General features: G+C 37.5%; 20 protein-coding genes and 1 tRNA gene. 12 read left to right on the plus strand and 9 right to left on the minus strand.

The window, feature by feature from the left end; all coding sequences use genetic code 11:
• Nucleotides 1–489: 489 nt before the first annotated feature.
• Nucleotides 490–1,188: an NAD(P)H-dependent oxidoreductase gene (locus tag RFX69_RS00745; RefSeq protein WP_001023288.1), complete on the minus strand. Its 699-nt coding sequence runs from the start codon at nucleotides 1,186–1,188 to the stop codon at nucleotides 490–492.
• 163 nt (nucleotides 1,189–1,351) lie between these two features.
• Here RFX69_RS00745 and RFX69_RS00750 point away from each other — a divergent pair, with 163 nt between their 5' ends.
• The gene (locus RFX69_RS00750) at nucleotides 1,352–2,386 is read left to right on the plus strand and encodes an AraC family transcriptional regulator (RefSeq protein WP_289332911.1); all 1,035 of its coding nucleotides are present in this window, start codon (nucleotides 1,352–1,354) and stop codon (nucleotides 2,384–2,386) included.
• Nucleotides 2,387–2,428: 42 nt separating this feature from the next.
• On the opposite strand, the gene RFX69_RS00755 is transcribed toward RFX69_RS00750, so the two are convergent.
• Together RFX69_RS00755 and RFX69_RS00760 are read right to left on the minus strand one after the other, a co-directional pair.
• Nucleotides 2,429–3,421, minus strand: a complete 993-nt coding sequence (locus RFX69_RS00755) for a fatty acid desaturase family protein (RefSeq protein WP_174757433.1) — start codon at nucleotides 3,419–3,421, stop codon at nucleotides 2,429–2,431.
• Nucleotides 3,422–3,527: 106 nt separating this feature from the next.
• Nucleotides 3,528–4,328, minus strand: coding sequence for a PaaX family transcriptional regulator C-terminal domain-containing protein (locus RFX69_RS00760; RefSeq protein WP_000799166.1), 801 nt, complete (start codon nucleotides 4,326–4,328; stop codon nucleotides 3,528–3,530).
• Between the two features lie 355 nt (nucleotides 4,329–4,683).
• Here RFX69_RS00760 and RFX69_RS00765 point away from each other — a divergent pair, with 355 nt between their 5' ends.
• The 4 genes from RFX69_RS00765 to hchA all read left to right on the plus strand — a co-directional run bounded on the left by RFX69_RS00765 (nucleotide 4,684) and on the right by hchA (nucleotide 8,678).
• Complete coding sequence (locus tag RFX69_RS00765; protein WP_000426931.1) at nucleotides 4,684–5,502, plus strand: undecaprenyl-diphosphate phosphatase; 819 nt, start codon at nucleotides 4,684–4,686, stop codon at nucleotides 5,500–5,502.
• Nucleotides 5,503–5,661: 159 nt separating this feature from the next.
• Nucleotides 5,662–6,555 carry an AraC family transcriptional regulator gene (locus tag RFX69_RS00770; protein ID WP_001186876.1) on the plus strand — a complete coding sequence of 298 codons (894 nt, stop codon included), beginning with the start codon at nucleotides 5,662–5,664 and terminating at the stop codon, nucleotides 6,553–6,555.
• Nucleotides 6,556–6,601: 46 nt separating this feature from the next.
• Nucleotides 6,602–7,600: an NAD(P)H-quinone oxidoreductase gene (locus RFX69_RS00775; protein WP_289332912.1), complete on the plus strand. Its 999-nt coding sequence runs from the start codon at nucleotides 6,602–6,604 to the stop codon at nucleotides 7,598–7,600.
• Nucleotides 7,601–7,802: 202 nt separating this feature from the next.
• The gene (hchA, locus tag RFX69_RS00780; protein WP_289332913.1) at nucleotides 7,803–8,678 is read left to right on the plus strand and encodes a glyoxalase III HchA; all 876 of its coding nucleotides are present in this window, start codon (nucleotides 7,803–7,805) and stop codon (nucleotides 8,676–8,678) included.
• Nucleotides 8,679–8,691: 13 nt separating this feature from the next.
• Here hchA and RFX69_RS00785 read toward each other — a convergent pair.
• A tRNA-Arg gene (locus RFX69_RS00785) sits at nucleotides 8,692–8,764 on the minus strand.
• 76 nt (nucleotides 8,765–8,840) lie between these two features.
• Nucleotides 8,841–10,196 (minus strand): amino acid permease, encoded by a 1,356-nt coding sequence (locus RFX69_RS00790; RefSeq protein ID WP_002016863.1) that lies wholly within the window; start codon nucleotides 10,194–10,196, stop codon nucleotides 8,841–8,843.
• 379 nt (nucleotides 10,197–10,575) lie between these two features.
• On the opposite strand from RFX69_RS00790, the gene prpF reads away from it, so the two are divergent.
• The 3 genes from prpF to RFX69_RS00805 all read left to right on the plus strand — a co-directional run bounded on the left by prpF (nucleotide 10,576) and on the right by RFX69_RS00805 (nucleotide 13,261).
• Nucleotides 10,576–11,763, plus strand: coding sequence for a 2-methylaconitate cis-trans isomerase PrpF (gene prpF, locus RFX69_RS00795; protein WP_114225743.1), 1,188 nt, complete (start codon nucleotides 10,576–10,578; stop codon nucleotides 11,761–11,763).
• Between the two features lie 158 nt (nucleotides 11,764–11,921).
• The gene (locus tag RFX69_RS00800; RefSeq protein WP_000097113.1) at nucleotides 11,922–12,833 is read left to right on the plus strand and encodes a polyprenyl synthetase family protein; all 912 of its coding nucleotides are present in this window, start codon (nucleotides 11,922–11,924) and stop codon (nucleotides 12,831–12,833) included.
• A gap of 59 nt (nucleotides 12,834–12,892) precedes the next feature.
• On the plus strand, nucleotides 12,893–13,261 hold the full coding sequence (locus RFX69_RS00805; protein ID WP_272236012.1) for an MmcQ/YjbR family DNA-binding protein: 369 nt from the start codon (nucleotides 12,893–12,895) through the stop codon (nucleotides 13,259–13,261).
• 67 nt (nucleotides 13,262–13,328) lie between these two features.
• On the opposite strand, the gene RFX69_RS00810 is transcribed toward RFX69_RS00805, so the two are convergent.
• From RFX69_RS00810 to RFX69_RS00825, 4 genes are all read right to left on the minus strand, one after another.
• Nucleotides 13,329–14,183 carry an SPFH domain-containing protein gene (locus tag RFX69_RS00810; protein WP_001143941.1) on the minus strand — a complete coding sequence of 285 codons (855 nt, stop codon included), beginning with the start codon at nucleotides 14,181–14,183 and terminating at the stop codon, nucleotides 13,329–13,331.
• Nucleotides 14,184–14,211: 28 nt separating this feature from the next.
• The gene (locus RFX69_RS00815; protein WP_000397562.1) at nucleotides 14,212–14,673 is read right to left on the minus strand and encodes an NfeD family protein; all 462 of its coding nucleotides are present in this window, start codon (nucleotides 14,671–14,673) and stop codon (nucleotides 14,212–14,214) included.
• A 105-nt stretch (nucleotides 14,674–14,778) separates the two neighbouring features.
• Nucleotides 14,779–15,696: a patatin-like phospholipase family protein gene (locus tag RFX69_RS00820; protein ID WP_000684973.1), complete on the minus strand. Its 918-nt coding sequence runs from the start codon at nucleotides 15,694–15,696 to the stop codon at nucleotides 14,779–14,781.
• 67 nt (nucleotides 15,697–15,763) lie between these two features.
• The gene (locus tag RFX69_RS00825; RefSeq protein WP_289332947.1) at nucleotides 15,764–16,390 is read right to left on the minus strand and encodes a lysophospholipid acyltransferase family protein; all 627 of its coding nucleotides are present in this window, start codon (nucleotides 16,388–16,390) and stop codon (nucleotides 15,764–15,766) included.
• A gap of 127 nt (nucleotides 16,391–16,517) precedes the next feature.
• Between RFX69_RS00825 and RFX69_RS00830 the strand changes: the two genes are divergently transcribed.
• From RFX69_RS00830 to RFX69_RS00845, 4 genes are all read left to right on the plus strand, one after another.
• Complete coding sequence (locus RFX69_RS00830) at nucleotides 16,518–17,765, plus strand: MFS transporter (RefSeq protein ID WP_199989123.1); 1,248 nt, start codon at nucleotides 16,518–16,520, stop codon at nucleotides 17,763–17,765.
• A gap of 545 nt (nucleotides 17,766–18,310) precedes the next feature.
• The gene (locus RFX69_RS00835) at nucleotides 18,311–19,615 is read left to right on the plus strand and encodes a DcaP family trimeric outer membrane transporter (protein WP_289332948.1); all 1,305 of its coding nucleotides are present in this window, start codon (nucleotides 18,311–18,313) and stop codon (nucleotides 19,613–19,615) included.
• A gap of 180 nt (nucleotides 19,616–19,795) precedes the next feature.
• Nucleotides 19,796–21,445, plus strand: coding sequence for a phosphoethanolamine transferase (locus RFX69_RS00840; protein WP_031946942.1), 1,650 nt, complete (start codon nucleotides 19,796–19,798; stop codon nucleotides 21,443–21,445).
• A gap of 14 nt (nucleotides 21,446–21,459) precedes the next feature.
• A complete protein-coding gene (locus RFX69_RS00845; RefSeq protein WP_289332949.1) occupies nucleotides 21,460–22,134 on the plus strand; it encodes a response regulator transcription factor in 675 nt (224 codons plus the stop codon).
• The last annotated feature ends 23 nt before the right edge of the window (nucleotides 22,135–22,157 follow it).

Below are 22,157 nucleotides of genomic sequence, written 5' to 3' on the forward strand. Positions count from 1 at the left end.
ACTCCATGTAACAAAAATAGCATAATTACACTAAGAGTAAATCTGTTCTATGAACTGCAGAGTACTCACTTTTTATACAAAAAATGGCAATAATGAATGAAATATGAAGGAATATTTTTGTTGTTTAATTAATTTAAATAATTGATATTTATATTTTTTATCTATTATTAAAGTTGCTTGTTTTTATGACATTTTTGTCATAAATCCAAGAAAAATGGTCAAAGATTTTTTTGTAAAAATATGAATTGATTGATTATGAAATGAGTATTAGTCATCATTTTTAATGGATAAGTCTAGTTTCTCTACACATGTATATTATTGATTCAGTTTTATATTGTTATTTGCTGGATAAAAATTGAGAGTATTTTCTTTACTATTTGGTCAAATTTTTTGAGGAGTTAATTGCTGGATTTAAGCTTGCTTTATTTAAGGGATAACCGAAATAGAAAAGAATTCGGTTATCGCGTCTTTTAGATTTAAAACATAGTATTAGAGGGGATATAACTTTTCATCAAATTCTTCAAGTTTAGGAAATTTTAAGGGTTCAAGTTGGTCAAGGTGAGTGAGATAAGTGACATAGTCCTCAAGAATAGTTTCACGTGCTTCTTGGCTAATGTAAGGTACATGGTAGGCAATGAATGGGGGAAGAACTTCAAAGCCAGTATAAGCCAAAGTACCGCGTTGAATCGGTGATAGATAATGTTCAATTGGTCCGTGAATAGAATTTTCCCCAAACATATGTGTTCTACCACCGAGTGTTAAACAGAGCATTGCTTTTTTACCTGCCATGCCACCATGGTTGTAAAACCGCTTACCCCCATAAAAAAGTCCAGAGACAAATACACGATCAATCCAGCCTTTTAAAATTGCTGGAACAGAAGTCCAATAAAGTGGAAAGTTCAAGATAACTAGATCTGCACGTTTTACTTTGTCAATTTCTACTTGAATATCAGGAGACAAAAGTTGTTGTTTTGTGGCATTTCGCTGTTCTAATGCGTAGTTAAAATAATCAGGTTGATTGAGTTCTAAAAAATCTTCCTTAGAGGCAACAGGATTAAACTGCATTGCATATAAATCGGAAATTTCTACTTGATGGCCCAATTTTTTAAAGGTTTGCTGTGCTGTTGTTTTTAGGGAAGTTGTAAAAGACAGAGGTTCTGGATGAGCATGAACAATCAGGATATTCATAGTGGCTTTACTCTTAAAGATAAGATTAGTTTTTAGTGGAATGTCGGAGAGTTAAGTCAGTTTGTCTTAAGTGACTATGCCTGAATTTAAAAGTATGGCATAGTTCAAAAACTGACAGTTTTTACCATTTAATGCCACAATTACGCTTTCTAATGGGCCGCTCATGACTCCAGAATTACCCGGAACTTATATTAATTTATTAGCAGAGATCGTTAAGCGCAGAGGTATCTCTTGTGAGCAGTTTTTAGAGGGTAGTGGAGTAACACCAGAACAATTAAAAAAAACGTATTGGTATGTTGAGTTTAATACCTTAAATAACTTACTTGAGCATGCGATTCAACTCACTCATGAGCCAGCATTAGCGGGTTATTTTGCATTGGAAATGAAAGCTTCTTGTTATGGTTCTGTCGGTATGGCAGCTATGGTGTCTGCAAATCTTGGAGAGGCTTTAAAAATACTTGAACAATTTATTGGTTCGCGTTGTGATGCCTTTAAACCCGAGTTAAAGCAAGAGCAAGACGATGTTTACTGGTCTATTCAACAACCTTTAAAAAGTTTTCAATTAAGTTCAGATGCGACTATTTTTTTGTTATTAGGTTTTGTTCACATCGCAAAACATCTAACAGGGTTATCTTCTTTAGGTACAGTGCAATTGAATATGTCCGAACCACTAGGTTTTTCAAAAATAAAAGATAAATTAGGGGTAAGTTGTTTATTTGAGCAAAAACATAATATTTGGATTTTTCCAAAAGAATATTTAATGCAGCCTGTACTCACGGCTGATCCTATGCTGGCACCTTTACTGAAAGCACAGTGTAAAAAAGATATTGATAAATTGAAGTTACGAAGTGGATGGAAAGCAGAAATTAGCCAAGTAATAAAAAAATTATTGATCAATAGTCAGGGGGAAATATTAAAAGTTAAGCAAGTTGCCCAAATGATGAATATGTCAGAACGTAGCCTACAGCGGTATTTGGCAATAGAGAATACAAGTTTCTCAGCATTAGTTGATTTAACTCGAAAGCAATATGCACAAGAACTTTTGCAAAATAGTTTAATGTCAATTGAAGCTGTGGCATTAAGTTTAGGCTATGCCGATACACCCCATTTCACTCGTGCATTTAAGCGCTGGATGGGAATGACACCGAAGTATTATCAAACTCAGTTAAAACTAAAAAATTTAGATATAAGTGAATAATCAAGAAGACCACAAATTTGAAAGTGGTCTTCTAACCCTATTTTAATTCGTTAACTCTTGTTTTGATGAAAGTGTATGAATTACTTCAAAATAGCTCGGTGGAGTGGGCACATGCCCACGTTCTCTTAATATTTTGTGCATACGCGGTAATTTAAAATATGGAACAGACGCCATTAAATGATGTTCCATGTGGTAATTGACATGAATAGGAGCTACAAAGCTTCTCGCAATCCAACCTGCACGTGTGGTACGAGTGTTAGTTAAAGCAGTATTGCTGGTTTGCATACCTGCATGTTCTGCCATTGAACGAATTCTTAAAAATAATGGAAATGGTGTCAAATAAGCCAAAGGCCATAACCAATAAAAACGTTGTTGACCACAAGCTTTTAAAACACCATAAAGTACTAGGTTGGTTGCAATAGCGCCTGTACTGTTTTTTGCAATACTCTTTGCATAGTCAACAAATTTTTTATCACTGCGGTCTAACCAGATTTGATCATTGGCTACAGTCCATTTCATGACATCAAGGTCCATCAGCACACGGCCTAAGCTAAACTTTAATCCTGTTATACCGGTTAAGTCGCGTAAGAATTTACGAGTAAGAGATTTTTTACTGACAGGAAAGCCTGCAACTAAAGAAAGATCTGGGTCATCTGGTGTAGATGTTTTGGCGTGATGACGAACATGGTGTACACGATATTTTTGTAGGTCGTTCCAGATTGGGCGGGCACATAGCCAATCTCCAACGAAATCATTTATTTTCTTATTTTTGAATAAACTTTTATGGGATGCATCGTGCATTAAAATTGCGAGGCATAACTGACGGCCAGCTAAAACAGCTAGAGCAAGCATACATGCTAATAATTTCCCCCAACTCGGTAAGTAATCCCACATCATAATTAAGCTGGCAAATGTTCCTCCAATAACAGCCCATGTGCTAGCAACGGCCCAAGCGCCATATGCATCTGAAGGTTCTGTAAGCTCTTGTATTTCTTCTCTGCTAAATAGATCGGTAACACTCACCTGTGCATTCATTTTTATTCTCCCAAATTAGAGTTTGGTATCCATATTTTATATTACAAATATAGTCATAAAAATTTAAAAAGTGAAATATTTGTTTGTAAAAAAATAAATCAGATGGCTATAAATTTAATTCCTGTTCATATATTTTTTTCCAAAGTTTCTGGCCAATTGCATCTAGTTGCTGTACATCTTGAGCAAATTGATTACGAGCAGATTCATTTACAAATGGTGCGGGTAATAATGGGTCATTCATGAGTAAGGCAATTGTTTCCCTTCCTAAAAGAAGTGCCTTGACTGCTGCATCGTTTAAAGGGGAGTGAGCATAATTTTCAAGCCAGTGTGTAATATCTCGGCTATACATTTCATAATTTTTTTCGAGTTGTTTGGTATCCCATAAAGAAAAAATTTGCTTAAGCGTTGTTGAGTCGACATGTTGAATAATACAAATTTTTGCTTCTTTCTCTAGCCCTGCTAAAACAAGCTCATCACAGGTTTTTTCAAAGCTATAAGCTAAATTGTCTGGGCGGATGTAAATACCAGTTTCCAGCTCTTTAAAACCAAATTGACGAAGTGCACGTTCCCGTTTTTTTAGTGCTGTTCGGTCTATGCGGCCTAAGGTTCCTGTAAATACGGCAAGATAATGCTGCTGCCATTCTTTAGTTTGTTTAATTCCATTTTTACGATTGAGAATAACTTTTGCCCAATCTTTTGCAGATGGAGAAAGTTGATAGATTCCGCGTTCTACGCTCTGGATCATACCTTCATTTAACAAGCGTGTTGTCGCAACTCGAATACCATTTTCACTTAAGTTAAAAAGTTTAGCTGCAACCAAAATTTGTTTGATACTGAGCTGAGGATAAGCAGAAGAAAGAAAGAGGTCGATAATAAGATGACGTGCGTTAATTTTGGTATTTTTCATTCAGTCTGAATTTTTGATATGAGTTGTATTTAATTGGAATAATAACATGTTTTTTTAAGGACTTTTTAAGATGATTTTCTAAACTCATCTATTGTAAAAGACTTATCTATAACAAAAGAAAATTTGGCCATTTTTAACCAAGTTTTATCTTTTTACGATAGTTAACCTAAGTTTGTCATTATGATGTGATACATTATCGCACTTTAAATAAACTGCCTTTCACTAGAGGCAATAACCACAAATGCTAGAAATGATCTGATATTGAACACGAGTTCGGCCAAATAAAAGGCTAACTGTGGCGATAAAATAAATTTTAGATCGTTCTAGTGATTAACTAACTTTCTTTGAGCAAGTTATGGAAAATTTTGAAGTTATAAAAGCACTGTTTCTAGGCTTTGTTGAAGGCTTAACTGAATTTTTACCTATTTCGAGTACTGGTCATTTAATTTTATTTGGTCATATTATCGATTTCCATTCAGATGGCGGTCGTGTCTTTGAAGTAGTGATCCAGTTAGGTGCTATTCTGGCAGTGTGTTGGTTATATCGTCAGAAAATCATTAACTTAATCAAAGGTTTTTTTAGTGGTGATGTCGAGTCACGCCATTTTGCCATTAGTGTCTTAATTGCTTTTTTCCCGGCAGTGATTATTGGCGTTTTAGCTGTAGACTTTATTAAAAGTGTTTTATTTAGCCCAATTGTGGTTGCGATTGCTCTGATTGTCGGCGCGCTTATTATTTTCTGGGTTGAATCTAAACAATTTGAACATAAAACGGATGATGCGACCAAGATCACGTTTAAACAGGCGCTTTTAGTTGGTCTGGCTCAATGTGTTGCGATGATTCCTGGAACCTCTCGTTCAGGTGCGACAATTGTAGGCGGGATGTTTGCTGGCTTGTCTCGTAAAGCTGCAACAGAGTTTTCTTTTTTCCTTGCAATGCCGACCATGCTAGGTGCAGCGACATTTGACCTAATTAAAAATGCTGATGTGTTGACTTCAGACAATATGGTTAATATTGGAGTGGGTTTTGTTGCGGCATTTATTGCTGCTTTATTGGTTGTAAAAGCACTCGTACTCTTCGTTGAGCGTCATACATTACGTGTATTTGCGTGGTATCGAATTGTATTAGGTGTAATTATCCTAATTGCTGCTATGTTCTTTAACTTATCTGCTTAATAGTCAGGTTAAGGATAAAAAACCTAGAGAAATCTAGGTTTTTTTATGCCTAAAAATAGCTTTAACTTGCTTATTTATACAAAGTACTACCAAGAAATACTTTTTCCTTTTAGTTTGATTGATATAGTAAATCTTAAATAGCCCGTAAAAAATAAAGCAATGCAACAGAATGACTTGACGAAAAGTTTGGTAGAGGCTTTTTTGTATTTGGCTCCTCAAGAGGGGTTATATCCCACTCATATTTCAAATATCACCCTGATGAGGGTAGATCATTCCACACAGCCGGTTGCCGTATTGCAAGAGCCTTCCATTGTTTTAGTCATTCAGGGTGTAAAACGGGCTTATATTGGAAAAGATATTTTTAAGTTTCAACAAGGCCAGTGTTTATTTATCTCAATTGCTATTCCTTTTGATTGCGATACGTTGGTTGAGCGTGAACCAATGCTTGCAATTGCGATTAAATTTGAACCTCAAATGATGGCTGAGCTGGCGACTAAAATGGATAAAGAGCAGCGACCACTTATAGAAGATTTTGATAACAAAGAGATAAAACTGAGCTGTGGTTTAAATATTATTGAAATGAACTCGGTTATATCTGATGTTGCTTTACGCTTGTTGAACTTACTTCGTTCCAAGCAAGATACTGCAATCTTAGGAGAGCAGGTGAAACGCGAACTTATTTATCGGGTTTTACAAGCTGGCGGTGGTGATTTTATCCAGAACCTTTCGGCTATTATGAGCCGAAGTGGAGTGATTTATACGATTTGTGAAATTATTCAAAGAGATTATTATCGTAACTTAACGGTTCAGGAGTTGGCTAAACAAGCAGGAATGAGCGTTTCGCTTTTTCATCAAGCTTTTAAGAAAGTTACCAACTATTCTCCATTACAGTACATCAAAATTACTCGGTTACATAAGGCTCGTGATCTAATCCTAAATAACCAAATGGGCGTTGCAGAAGCTGCCTATGAGGTAGGATATGTGAGTGCCTCACAGTTTAGTCGAGAGTTTAAGCGGCTGTTTGGAGTTCCACCTAAATTATCAACAAACTAAAGTAAATCAACACGTCTTAAATATAAACCAAACATGGAGCATATCAATGAATCTTCCGACAACCATGAAAATTGTTGAAATTAAGGTTCCTGGCGGACCTGAGGTTTTAAAACTTCAAGATTCAAATGTTCCGGTACCTCAAGCTGATGAAGTTTTAATTGAGGTTAAAGCCGCTGGAATTAACCGCCCTGATGTCTTACAGCGTATGGGGTTATATCCAATGCCTAAAGGGGTTACTCAAATCCCTGGACTTGAAGTTGCTGGAGTAGTGGTTGCTGTGGGTGAGCAAGTGCAACAGTTTAAAGTCGGGGACAAGGTTTGTGCTTTAACCAATGGTGGGGGGTATGCAGAATACTGTGCGGTAACTGCAACTCAGGTATTACCAATACCTGAGAATTTATCATTTACTCAAGCTGCTGCGATTCCGGAAACTTTTTTTACGGTATGGGCAAATCTATTTGATATTGGCCGTTTAAAGAACGATGAAACTGCCCTGATTCATGGCGGTGCAAGTGGGATTGGAACCACTGCTTTAGCGATTTGCCATGCTTTAGGGATTAAAACTTTTGCTACTGTTGGTAGTGAAGATAAAGTTGAAGCACTCTCTGACTTAACCACAGCAATTAATTATAAAACCCAAGATTTTGAGCAGGAAATTTTGAACCATACTCAAGAACAAGGTGTTGATGTTATTTTGGATATTGTGGGTGGCTCTTATTTTCAGAAAAACTTAAATCTATTAAAACGTGATGGCCGACTGATCATTATTGGCTTTATGGGAGGTCGAATTGCAAAAGAATTTGATTTACAAAAACTGATTTTAAAACGCGCAACGATTACAGGCTCAACGATGCGAGCGCGTAATAGCCAAGAAAAAGCACAGATTGCTCAATCTTTACATGAACATGTATGGCCGTTATTGGAGCAAGGCAAGTGTTTACCACAAATTTATAAAACGTATGCTTTTTCAGATGTACAAAGTGCTCATACATGTATGGAGCAGGGCGACCATATTGGAAAGATCGTTTTAGAGATGAATGCTTAATCTTATCTGTGACAGTTTAGGTGAATGATATGTTTGCCTAAACTGAAATTTTATAATTATTAATTGTGCCTATTTCTATATAAAAATTGCCAAATTCTATTGGCTTGTTGCACCTGTTTCTTGATCTGAATATACATTTAATAAGAAATAATAACTGTCTTAAAGCTGTTATTTCGCTCTTCAATTCTAAAGGATGGTAACTATGAATACCCCAGCATCAAATGATAAAAATCCAACTCCAGATTTGGCAGAAGATAATGCGTTCTTCCCATCACCATATTCACTGAGTCAATATACTTCTCCTAAAACAGATTACGATGGCATAACCTATCCAACGCCGTATGCGGGCAATAAAAAGGTTTTAATGATTGCAACTGATGAACGCTATATCCAGATGCAAAACGGTAAGTTCTTTTCTACCGGAAACCATCCAGTAGAAATGCTTTTGCCAATGTTCCATTTAGATAATGCTGGTTTTGAAATTGACGTTGCGACACTTTCAGGTAATCCAGCCAAACTTGAAATGTGGGCAATGCCAAAGCAAGAACAAGTAGTATTAGATACTTTCCAGAAATATGCAGATAAATTAAAAAATCCGTTAAAACTTGCCGATATTTTAGAAAATGTAGTCGGTGAAAACTCTCCATATGCGGCTGTATTTATTCCGGGTGGGCATGGGGTATTAGCGAAGATTCCGCATAGCCTTGAAGTGAAGAAAGTTCTTAAATGGGCAGTTGAACAAGACAAATTTATTATTACGTTATGTCATGGTCCAGCTTCGTTACTGGCTGCCGCAGTAGATGAACAGCCTGAGAATTATATTTTTAAAGATTATCAAATTTGTGTATTCCCTGATTCGTTAGATAAGGGAGCGAATATTGATATTGGTTACATGCCTGGAGCTTTACCGTGGTTAGTCGGTGAAAACCTTGAAAAGCTCGGCGTGAAGATTTTGAACACTGGCATTACTGGTCAATGTCATCGAGACCGTAAATTGTTAACGGGCGATAGTCCGCTTGCTTCTAATAATTTAGGCAAACTTGCAGCTGAAACATTGCTGGCTGAAGTGAAGGATTAATTAACTAAAAGTGTGCGCCCTGCGGGACTCGAACCCACGTCGGTCGCTTAGGAGGCAACTGCTCTATCCAGTTAAGCTAAGGGCGCATAATTTTCTGATTATAAACAAAAAAGCCATTGCCGAGGCAATGACTTTTTATAGTTTTAAGTACAAGCTTTTAGATTACTGTTCTTTGGCATTGAGTACTTTAAACAAAATAAACATGAGAACGATCCAAATAGGAATCATCATCACTGATTCTTTAAAGCCCTGACTCCACATAATGTAGAGTACTACAGCAATAAAACCTAAAACCAGATAGTTACTAAACGGTGCCCAAAGTGCAGGAAAGTGAGTTTTTTGACCGAGTTTTTTCATTGCTGATTTAAACTTGAGGTGAGTCATACTGATCATCGCCCAGTTCAATACCAGTGCTCCAACAACAATGTACATTAAGTGGCTTAAAGCATCTTCTGGTACAAAGTAATTTAAAAGAACACAGCCAAAAATGAGTAATGCCGATAGCAAAACTGCTGGTACAGGTACACCTTGTTTATTTACTTTCTTGAAAATTTTTGGTGCATTGCCTTGTTGAGCTAAACCGTAAAGCATACGGCTATTTGCAAACATCCCACTGTTATAAACAGAGAGAGCAGCGGTTAAAATAATAAAGTTCAGTAAGTGTGCAGCCCAACCAATACCCATTTGACTAAAAATCATAACAAATGGACTTTTATCGAGTCCGCCTAGATCTAATTGGTTCCACGGCACTAATGAAAGTAAGATCGCTAGTGAACCGATATAGAAAATCAAGATACGGAAAACAACTTGGTTAATTGCTTTTGGAATGGTTTTTTTCGGATCTTTTGCTTCTGCTGCGGCCATACCAATCAGTTCAATACCACCAAAGGCGAACATTAAGAAAGCCAACATATAGAAGAGGCCACTAAAGCCATTTGGAAAAAATCCACCATGAGACCAAAGGTTACTAAACGAAATGCTTGAACCTACATCTGCTGTAAATAGCAAATAAAGGCCAAAAACAATCATAGAGATAACCGCAGCAACTTTAATAATAGCGAGCCAGAATTCGGACTCACCATAAAATTTGACGTTTGTTAGGTTAATTGCCGTAATCACGACAAAGAAAAATAAGACAGAAGTCCATGCTGGAATATGAGGCCACCAGTAATTAATATATTTGGCTACCGCGGTGAGTTCACTCATCGCAACCAGAACATAGAGCATCCAATAATTCCATCCAGCTAAAAATCCGGGAAATTTCCCCCAGTATTTATACGCAAAATGGCTGAACGATCCTGCAACAGGTTCTTCAACAATCATTTCTCCCAGGTGGCGCATAATTAAAAAAGCAATTAAGCCACCAATGGCATATCCTAAAATAATGGATGGTCCCGCAGATTGAATCACTTGCGCCGAGCCTAAAAATAATCCGGTACCAATTGCTCCACCCATAGCAATTAATTGGATATGTCGATTTTTTAGTCCTCGTTGAAGTGTAGAAGATTCGTTGGTCAAAGGTCTTCACTCACAATGAATAAGTAAATTATTCTAATAGATGGATTTATTTTAGCCTAGACTACAATTGAACAAGGGATGACTGTAAAGTAACTATAAAAAATATTTAAAATCATAAACTTGCTTTTAATCGTGTTAAATTGGTTGAAAAATCTTCCAAAAATATATTTTTTGATAGACTTTTTTTCTTATGATTTTGCTTTATTCGGTCATTGCAGGCATGAATTGAAATTTCCAAAATAAACCCGCGTCAATACGATTGATGTATAAAAGTACAGTGCTATCTCTTGATCATAAAACGATTTAAGATGAAGCGAATGACTAAACAAGTCTGCTTGTTTTGAGATATAAAAACACAATAGTAAGGATAACAGTTGATATGAGCTTCGTACCGCAAATTAAAATTCCAGCAACTTACATGCGTGGTGGAACCAGTAAAGGTGTATTCTTTAAACTTGATGATTTGCCGGAAAAAGCTCAAGTTGCAGGTCAAGCAAGAGATCAACTCTTGCTACGTGTCATTGGTAGCCCAGACCCTTATGGAAAACAAATTGATGGAATGGGTGGAGCGACCTCGAGTACCAGTAAAACCGTTATTCTCGCTAAAAGTACACAGCCAAACCATGATGTCGACTATTTGTTTGGGCAGGTTTCAATAGAGCAGCCTTTTGTAGATTGGAGTGGTAACTGCGGTAATTTGACAGCTGCAGTTGGTTCATTTGCGATTTCAAATGGTTTGGTTGATGCCGATCGTATTCCTGAAAATGGCCTCTGTACTGTTCGAATTTGGCAAAAAAATATTCAAAAAACCATTATTGCGCATGTACCTATCACTAATGGCCAAGTTCAAGAAACTGGCGACTTTGAGCTAGATGGGGTAACTTTCCCTGCCGCTGAAGTTCAAATTGAGTTTTTAGACCCTGCCGATGATGGTGAAGAGGGCGGTGATATGTTCCCGACAGGGAATGTTGTTGACCAATTAGATGTTCCAGAAATTGGTAGTTTTCAAGCGACATTTATTAATGCTGGTATTCCAACCATTTTCTTAAATGCAGAAGATTTAGGCTACGAAGGTACTGAATTACAAGATCATATTAATGGTGATGCAGCAGCATTAGCACGTTTTGAAAAAATTCGTGCCTATGGTGCAGTTCAGATGGGCTTAATTAAAGATATTTCAGAAGCAGCCGCACGTCAGCACACACCAAAAATTGCTTTTGTCTCTAAACCAAAAAAGTACACAGCTTCAAGCGGTAAAAACGTTTCAGAGAACGATGTCGACTTACTCGTTCGAGCTTTGTCGATGGGCAAACTTCACCATGCCATGATGGGAACAGCAGCGGTGGCAATTGGTACAGCGGCTGCGATTCCAGGCACTTTAGTAAATTTAGCGGCTGGCGGCGGAGAGCGTGAAGCAGTACGTTTTGGACATCCATCTGGAACATTACGTGTTGGTGCCCAAGCTGAACTTACAAATGGCCAATGGGTAGTGAAAAAAGCCATTATGAGTCGTAGTGCGCGTGTGTTAATGGAAGGTTGGGTACGCATTCCGGGTGACAGTTTCTAAAAGTCATTTAAATGAAAAGCCTCTCTACCCTAGAGAGGCTTTTTACTTCTGACATCCATAACTCATCACGCACTTTTTACAGTGAATCGTGTATGATGTAGCACATGAATGTTTCATCACATTCAATAAAATTTCTCTACTGATTTTACGAGGCGACTGTGTCATCACTCTCTCAAGTTAATGCGGATGTTTTAAAACAAGCTCAACAACGTATTCAACAAGATTTATTGACGACACTGGCTGCATTCTCAATTCCCGAACCTTTAAAAAGCGCTGTACACCATGCAGTTATGCTCGGTGGAAAACGTGTGCGTCCGGCTTTGTGTTACGCTACAGCTTCTTTACAAGATAATCCAAATTTTGCGGCTGCTCGCCGTGCTGCGGTTGCTGTTGAACTCATCCATTGTTATTCCTTAGCACATGATGACCTGCCTTGTATGGACAATGATTTGCTTCGCCGTGGTCAGCCAACGTGTCATGTTGCATTTGGTGAAGATACCGCGTTACTTGCGGGTGACATTTTACAATCAATGGCTTTTGAAGTTTTAGGCAGCCGTTTGTTTGATGAGCAAGGGCAGGGAACGGATGCTGCAATTGTCTTAAAGCAAATTCAAATTTTAGCTACCGCTAGTTCTAAAATGGTTTGTGGACAGGTTTTAGACTTACAAGCCGAAGCTAAGCAAATTTCTCAAGACGAACTAGAGAATATTCACCGTAATAAAACGGGTGCGCTTATTCAGGCTGCTATTATGATGGGGGCAGTGACAATTTTCTCGGGTACAGATCAGGCAATTCCAAAACTACGTCAATACGGACAAGCAATTGGACTGGCTTTTCAGGTCCAAGATGATATTTTGGATATTACGTCGAGCACTGAAACTTTAGGCAAAACCGCTGGTAAAGACGAACAAGTACAAAAATCGACTTATCCTGCTCTAATGGGACTAGAGCAAGCACAGATTTATGCTAAAGAATTGCATGATCAAGCTTTCGAAGCCTTAGCGCATTTCGGTGAAAACGCAAAAGAATTAGTTGAGATTTCACAATTCCTGTTAGCTCGTACTAATTAATAAAAACATAAATCAATCTTCCTACTTCTATTCATACTTAATGAATACAGGAGAAAAGAATGAATGGTGAACAGCTTCATCAACTCGCAATAGAGGCGGCGCGTAATCTCCCTTTTAGTGAGCAAACTCATCCATTTGGTCCAGAGTATGAAGTTTTTAAAATTTTAGAAAAAATGTTTATGCTGACAGTGGAAGTGTCTGGCGTAAAAATGATTAATGTCAAATGTGACCCTTATAAAAGTCAGGAATATCAGGAACTCTATCCATTTATTATTCCCGGCTATCACATGAATAAAAAACACTGGATTTCGATTAAACCGCATCAAAATTTAACAAGCGATTTTCTCCGAGATTTGATTGGCGACTCTTATGACTTGGTCGTAAAAAAGCTTCCTTTGAAAGATCAGAAAAGATTAAACAACCAATAATATAAAAGAAAAAACGGCGACATGATTGTCACCGTTTTATTTCAAGTACTTATTTGAAGCAATTAAATTAATTATGCTTTCCCATAATGCCACGTATGGTATTTAAAACATCGGCAGGTAACACAACAGTTTTGGCATTGCTTGATTTCGCCATATCTTGCATTGCTTTGACGTATTGTTCACCTAACAGGTAAGCAACAGGAATTTCTTTATCACCTACGGCACTTGTTACCATTTCAATCGCTTTTTGAGAAGCTTCTGCTAAAACAACCTGCGCTTCGGCATCACGGCGAGATGCTTCTAAACGACCATCTGCTTCTAAAATTGCAGCTTGTTTCTCACCATCAGCTTTGGTAACTGTAGCACGACGTTGACGTTCAGCAGCGGCTTGAGCTTCCATGGCAGCTTGCATGGTGGAAGATGGCTGAATATCTTGAATTTCTACTGTTTTTAAGGTGATCCCCCAATCTGAAATATCATCAGAAATCGCAGCTTTTAGTTTAGCTTTAATGTGATCTCGTGAAGATAGGGCATCATCTAGATCCATTTCACCGACAATTGAACGTAGTGAAGTCTGTACAAGATTTTGAATGGCCCATGTATAGTTTTCAATACCGTACACCGCTTTTTCAGGTGTAGTCAGATTGATATACGCCACGGCATTCATGAGTAATACAGCATTGTCACGGGTAATGACTTCTTGTGATGGAATATCAAGCACAATATCTTTAGTGGTGACTTTATAGGCCACGTCATCAATATAAGGAATAACGAAGTTAAGCCCCGGATTAAGCGTAGAATGATATTTTCCTAAACGTTGAACAATCCATTTATAACCCTGAGGAACAATACGTACCCCTTTAAAAATGGTAACAGCAACAAAAGCCAAAAAGGCTAAAACAATAATAGTACCAACTGGCATGAAAATAACCTCTCTTTATCTTTAATGTTTATGAAGTGCTGTGGGGCTGAACAATTAAGTCATTACCCGAAATATCAATGACTCGAACCCGATCACCGACCTTAACAGGGGTGGTGCTTCGGCAGTTCCATTCATCGGCCCCTAAAATAGGCATAGGGAAACGAACAATAATTTGGTCATGAGCAAGTCCGGTCTGAATCACCATACCAATTTGCCCAATCGTCGCTTCTCGCGGTAAACCTGCTTTAGTTTTATCAATAGATAAGGGCTTAATAAATTTGAACCAGAGAAGGGTACATAGCACCGATAACACAATCCACAGCACTATTTGAGTAGTAAGGCTGATATCTGGAAATAACCAATAGAGAAAGCAAACCATTATGGCTGCAATACCAAACCAGAGAGCGGCAAAGGCAGGGAGAATCAGCTCAGAAAGAATAAGTAAGATACCCAATACAAACCAGTGCCAAGGTTCTACAACAAACTCCATAGATCTGCTCTTTTATATGTCTTTATGATGGGTAAAAGTGATTTCATATCACTTTTACCACTGTAGCAGATGATGGAGAGTGTGGATAGAAAAAAACCACCTCAATTAAAATTTAGGACGTGGCGCAGGCTTAAATGCGGCTGGAGATTTTTTGAAATTTGCAATTGCAGTTTCAATTTGGCGAATTTGACCTTGAGCAGCTTTTTCGCCTTCTAAAATAGCTTCATTACTTGATTTTAAATCGAGTGTACCTAAATGCCCAACTTTAGGCTGAATCACCACGTTAGCTTGCTTTAACTCTTCATTAATACTTTGTTGACCCATAATATTAATGGTTTGATCAAGCAATCCCCACATATTCGCAGGTCGGTTTCCTGCCGGACGTGCAGAAATATCAACTGCAATCACAATATCAGCACCCATATCACGTGCTGTTTTGACCGGAATTGGGCTAACCAGTCCGCCATCTACATATTTCTGCTTACCAATGGTTGCTGGTACAAACACATTTGGAATACTGCATGATGCACGAACAGCTTGTCCTGCATTACCTTTAATAAAGTCTGCTTTTTGGCCATTATCAAGACGAGTTGCTACCGCTGCAAAACGAATTGGGAATTTCTCAATCGGTTTATTGCCTACGTTACGGTTAACATAGTCCTGTAGCTTTTGCCCAAGAATAATACCTTGGCGATTCAGGGTTAAATCGCGGATATCAGACTCTTGCAATTTGAGCGCAAGATTTTGGAGTTGATAAGGCGTTTGTCCACTGGCATAGATACTGCCTACGAAGCTACCGGCACTTGTACCCGTAACAATTTTCGGTTTAATACCATGTGATTCTAAAACCTTGATGACACCAATATGTGAAAATCCTTTTGCTCCACCGCCACCCAATGCAAGTGCAATCACTGGTTCGCGCGCTTTAACTGAAGTGGTCGGTGTTGGTGTTTTGCTGAACTTATCACAGCCGAATAGGGCTAAAGAGATAAATCCGATACTGGCAAATTGAGCAATTTTCATCTTTGAAAAACAATCTATGGCAAGATAAATTAAGATGGCCCATCAGACCAGATTCGTTCAATTTTTGCTAGGTTTTTTTCACAAGATTTTGTAAAGGCTCTGCAAGCCAATTACGATTTTTCGGTGATATTTTTCCTTCATAACGTTCAAAAATCTTGGCGAGATCTTCATCATAATTTCCGCTTGGAGTTAAATAGCCTAAGCCGTGAATAGTCTTACGGTCATAATCAAAAGAAAACATCACAATAGGAATATTGGCTTTTGCAGCAATATGGTAAAAACCACTCTTCATTTTTTTTGCTTTCTTACGTGTGCCTTCTGGCGCCATTCCAATCCAAATCTTGTCATACTGTTGAATAGTCGCAACGACTTGTTCAGTCAGACCATTGGCCGAGTCACGTTTTACAGGAATAACGCCCGCCCAATCTAAAACCCGTTTAAAAGGTGGCTTAAATAAACTGTCTTTACCTAGCACCGTAATTTGAATACCGAGTCCAAAAATGGCAAGAAAACCATACCAGCCATCAATATTGGAGGTATGTGGAGAAATAATGGCTACAGCTTTAGGAAAGTTGGGAACTTCACCTTCTATGGTCCAACCTTGTGCCAAAAAGAGTTTTTTAAATAATGCTCGACTTAAAGCATTACCACGTTGGGGAACCTGAGACGGTAGATTAGGGAAATGTTGTTCCATATTTTTAAGTTTTAAATCATCCTTTGTTTTATCTTAATCTTTTGAAATCTGCGCTTCATTGGCAAAATGTAAGACCACGCATGGTATTTCATGTTATTACCGCACAAATAAATAAAAGTAGGTATATATGTTCCGACAGCAAAATCTTTATCTTTTGCTCTTTTCCTTATATTGGGCACAAGGTTTGCCTGTAGGTTTTATGACGCATGCCTTGCCTGTCATATTAAGAGCTCAAGGTGTATCTCTTGCCCATATTGGTGGTTTTGGGCTGCTCATGTTGCCTTGGTCAATCAAAATATTTTGGGCGCCGTGGGTAGATCGACATGCCATCTCGCATTTAGGTCACTATCGTAGCTGGATTTTACCTGCTCAGTTTTTGACGGTGGGTGTACTTTGTATTTTATCTTTTTTCCCTATACAAGTTTTAGATCAGCCTCTTTATCTCTTTATATTTTTTATTACCCTGTTATTTATGAACTTAACAGGCGCAACTCAAGATATCGCGACCGATGCTTTAGCGGTCAATTTATTGCAACACGATCAGCAACATTGGGGAAATACTTTTCAAGTTGTAGGTTCCCGACTTGGTTTTATTGTAGGTGGGGGAGCCGTGTTATGGTGCCTAGACTGGTTATCATGGCAACCAACTTTTCTATTATTAGCTGCTTTAGTATTTATTAATACCTTACCTATTTTACTATTTAAAGAGCCATCTCATACTTCTCATTCACCTCATCAATATAGCCAACCAAGTCTAGTTACAAAGATTAAAGCTTACTTGGGGTACTTCTCTCAAAATAAGGAACTTCGTTCTTGGTTAATCGTCCTTATAACTTTTAAGGTCGCAGATGGTTTAGCCGGGCCATTACTTAAACCTTTAATGGTGGATATGGGTTTAAGTTTTACTCAGATTGGTATTTACATCACCATGCTTGGGGCTGTTGCTGCTTTATTGGGGGCACTTATTGCTGGCTGGATGTTAAAACATATTTCTAGGTCCACAGCATTAATGACTTTTTCGATATTAAAAATTATGAGTTTAGGGGGCTATGCGTATTTGGCTTATGCTTATGAACAAAAGATAAAAATAAATGCATGGCTTATCTATGCCGTAAATGCCCTGGAAGATGCTTTTGCTGCCATGCTACTGGTTGTGATGTTAACTTTGGTTATGCATTACAGTCGAAAAAACTATGCGGGTACCGATTTTACTTTTCAGGTTTCAGTCATGGCGACAGTCAGTGGTGGTCTTTATAGCTTTAGTGGAGTCATTGCAGATGCGCTTGGTTATTTCCATTATTTGATAGCTATTGTCAGTATTGCGGTACTCTTTTTAATTCCTATTTACTTATGGAAAGCTGCCAAAACTGTATAAAAAATAATATTAAGTAGATGAAATAAAGAGACTTAAATATAACTAAGCTGCACTAAAAAATCATACTTATATTTTTAGCCAATCTTTTAAAAATGTATATTTTTGGCTATTTAAATGGCTTATTAATTGTGCCATCTTGTTTGGAAAGCAAAAGGAAGCTGCAAGGAGAAAAGTGGATGCGAATAACAAGAAAAATCATGTGAATCAAATAAGACTGGCAAAAAAATATTCATTTAGATTGGATATTAGCCTAAAGTCTAAAAAAGAATAATGAAATAATGATTTAATCATTCTATAAGATAAGAGAGTTGTGTAGGATTCGTTACAACATGAAGTTAAGGTAAAGGTTCTGTAAACCAAAAAGTAAATGCTGATTCTTTTGGACCGGAATTTTTAATCTTACCCAGCGTTAAAATTGGTTTTGATTGCGGTAATAAAATTAATGCAATCAAATTTGGAGGATGGTTGATTCTTTAGTGCTTAATGGTCACACGAATCAACTTGGCATGGACAGGCAGCATAAAATATATTTTTAGGAGTCTTTGATGGATCTATTCCTTAATCGTAAATCGTTTGTTGTTAAAAGTTTAGCTATTACAGTAACAGCTTTAATGATGAGTGGGGCAAATGCGGCAACTTCTGATAAAGAGGAAATTCGAAAGCTTCGTCAAGAAGTTGAAGCATTAAAAGCATTAGTTCAAGAACAACGTCAAGTACAGCAACAACAGCAACAAGTACAGCAGCAACAGCAAGTACAGTTAGCTGAAGTAAAAGCGCAACCTCAACCTGTGGCAGCACCTGCTTCTCCATTAGCAGGATTTAAGTCTAAAGCTGGCGCTGATGTGAACCTTTATGGTTTTGTTCGTGGCGATGCTAACTATATTATTGAAGGTGCAGATAACGACTTTGGTGATGTAAGTAAGTCAGACGGTAAAACACATGATAAATTACGTGCGACTGCTAAAACAACACGCCTCGGTTTAGATTTTAATACACCTGTTGGAGACGACAAAGTTGGTGGTAAAATCGAAGTCGATTTTGCTGGTTCAACCACAGATTCAAATGGCTCATTGCGTATTCGCCATGCTTATTTAACCTATAACAACTGGTTGTTTGGTCAAACGACTTCAAACTTCTTGGCTAACCATGCACCAGAAATGATCGACTTCTCGACAAACATTGGTGGTGGTACTAAACGTGTACCTCAAGTACGCTATAACTACAAACTAGGCCCAACTACACAATTATTTGTTTCTGCTGAAAAAGGTGATAGTACTACTTCGGTAACAGGTGATAGTATTAAGTATAGCCTACCAGCATTAACTGCTAAAATCACTCAAGGCTATGCAGAAGGCAGAGGTTCTGCTTCAGCTCGTGTTCTTGTAGAAAATTATAAATCACAACTTGCTGATGATGATAAAACTGGTTGGGGCGTTGCAGTTGGTACTGACTTTAAAGTGTCTGATCCTTTAAAACTCTTTGCTGACGCATCATATGTTGTGGGTGATAATAGTTACTTGTATGGTAGTAACTCTCCATACGCAGTAGATGGGAATTCTATTGAGCAAAATGAATTTGTAGCTGTACAAGTGGGTGGAACTTATAAGATTTTACCTAACTTACGTTCTACTTTAGCGTATGGTGCTCAGTTCTCTGATGATGGCACTGATTATGCGAGATTAAATGCCTCTGCAAATGAAAAAGTTCAACAAGCATGGATCAACTTTATCTATACGCCAGTTAAACCAATCGATTTAGGCGTTGAGTACGTAAACGGTAAGCGTGATACCTTTGCTGGTAAGTCTTACAAAGATAACCGTGTTGGTTTAATGGCTAAATATAGCTTCTAAGAACGATTTTTAGCTAAAAATAGAAAAGGCGAGGTTAAACTTATCCTCGTCTTTTTTATTTTTTAAATTTAAAAAATAATAATGAAATAAGGCCTCTAAATTAGATCATTTTTTATTTAAGTCATTTTTAAGTTTCAATTTCTACATTAAAGCATCATAAAAAGATTGTAGTCACTCACGATGCTGAATTTTTTTTCAACATTAAGAAATAAACAGATTTCTCTGTTTATGTTTAATCTCATTATAGCCATTTGGCTAGGTGCAATTTTAAATATTGGTTTTTATCATCAAGTTCATACTTTAACTCCATATTTTGGAGTAAAGGCTATTTTGTTTTTAGCTGCTACTCTCGTAATTCTTGTTGCTACCTATTATGCGGTTTTACAAATCTTAAATTGGAAATGGACTGCCAAAATCTTTGCAATTTTATTGATATTTATTGGTGGCTTTAGCTCTTATTTTGTAAACACATTGGGTGTCATTATTTCACCCGACCAAATTCAAAATATGGTGCAGACCGATGTTTCGGAAGTTACCGATCTAATCTCTTTACGCTTTGTTTTATGGACAATTTTTTTTGTTATTTTACCCATTTTTTTAATTACTCAAGTTAAATTTAAACAAGAAAAAGTATCACGGTTGTTATTGAAGAAAGTATTCTCACTGGTAGCTTCATTTGCAGTGGTCGGTGTTTTACTTTTTACCTACTATGTCGATTTCGCTGCAATATTTCGTGAACATCGTGATTTAAAAGGGATGATTTCACCGCAAAATAGTATTTCATCGCTTATGTCTTACTATCATAAGAAGGCTCCGAAGAAAAATCTGCCTCTCGTGATATATGGACAAGATGCTCATCAAGTTCAGCGAGTACAAAAGAACCTCCCTAAGTTAATGATACTTGTTGTAGGTGAAACGGCACGTGCCGAAAGTTTCTCTCTAAATGGGTATGCAAAAAATACGAACCCGGAGCTTTCTAAACAAGATATTTTCAACTTTTCGCAAGTGAGCTCATGCGGTACGGCAACAGCAGTTTCTGTGCCATGTATGTTCTCGGGTATGCCACGTGTAGATTATGATGAGCAATTAGCCAGTCACCGTGAAGGTTTACTAGATATTGCAAAACGTGCGGGTTACCAAGTGACTTGGATTGATAATAACTCGGGTTGTAAAGGTGCATGTGATCGCGTTGAGCAATACCAGATTCCAGAAAACTTAAAGAAAAAATGGTGTAAAGATGGCGAATGTTATGATGACATTCTCATTGACAGCTTAAAGCAGTATTTGGCTACTATTGCCAAAGATGATGATCGCCCACGTTTGATTGTTTTGCATCAGGTGGGTAGTCACGGGCCTGCATATTACAAGCGTGCGCCTGAGGCATATCAACCCTTTAAACCGACTTGTGATACGAATGCGATACAGGGCTGTTCGCAAACCGAATTGCTAAATAGTTATGATAATACAATCGTATATACAGACCATGTATTAAGCCAAATGATTAATACTCTAAAAGAAATATCAAAATATCAGACAGGTTTATGGTATTTATCTGATCATGGCGAATCAACCGGAGAACATGGTTTATATTTACATGGTTCACCTTATGCAATCGCACCGAGCCAACAAACACATGTACCAATGATTATGTGGTTCTCTGAAAGTTGGAAACAACATAATCTTGCTCAAGTGAATTGTTTAAGCCAACAAACTAAACAAAAGTTAAGTCAGGATAATTTATTCCCAAGTTTGTTAAGTTTGCTGGATGTAAAAACTCAGGTCATCAACCCTCAACTGGACATGTTGCACTCTTGTGCCCATGTAAACTAAAGCGAGCCTAGAACATGACAAAAATCTTGATGATTGAAGATGATTTTATGATTGCAGAATCAACGATCACGTTGCTGCAATATCATCAATTTGAGGTGGAATGGGTCAATAACGGTTTAGATGGTTTGGCTCAATTGGCGAAGACTAAATTTGATCTTATTCTTTTGGATTTAGGATTGCCTATGATGGATGGTATGCAAGTTTTAAAGCAGATCCGTCAAAGAGCAGCAACACCAGTATTAATTATTTCTGCCCGAGATCAATTACAAAACCGTGTCGATGGTTTAAATTTGGGTGCAGATGATTATTTAATTAAACCTTATGAGTTTGATGAGTTGCTTGCCCGTATTCATGCATTACTACGCCGTACTGGAGTAGAAGCTCAACTTGCGAGTCAAGATCAACAATTAGAAAGTGGTGATCTGGTTTTAAATGTTGAACAGCATATTGCGACGTTTAAAGGCCAACGCATTGATTTATCAAATCGTGAATGGGCAATCTTAATTCCACTTATGACTCACCCAAATAAAATCTTTTCTAAAGCCAACTTAGAAGATAAGTTATATGATTTTGATAGTGATGTGACCAGTAATACTATTGAAGTATATGTTCACCATTTAAGAGCGAAGCTGGGTAAAGATTTTATTCGAACCATCCGAGGACTGGGCTACCGTTTGGGGCAATCATAATTTAAAATTTCGGGACTTCATAA

The sequence above is a fragment of the Acinetobacter sp. 148 genome (assembly GCF_031196675.1).
Taxonomy (GTDB): Bacteria; Pseudomonadota; Gammaproteobacteria; order Pseudomonadales; family Moraxellaceae; genus Acinetobacter; species Acinetobacter baumannii.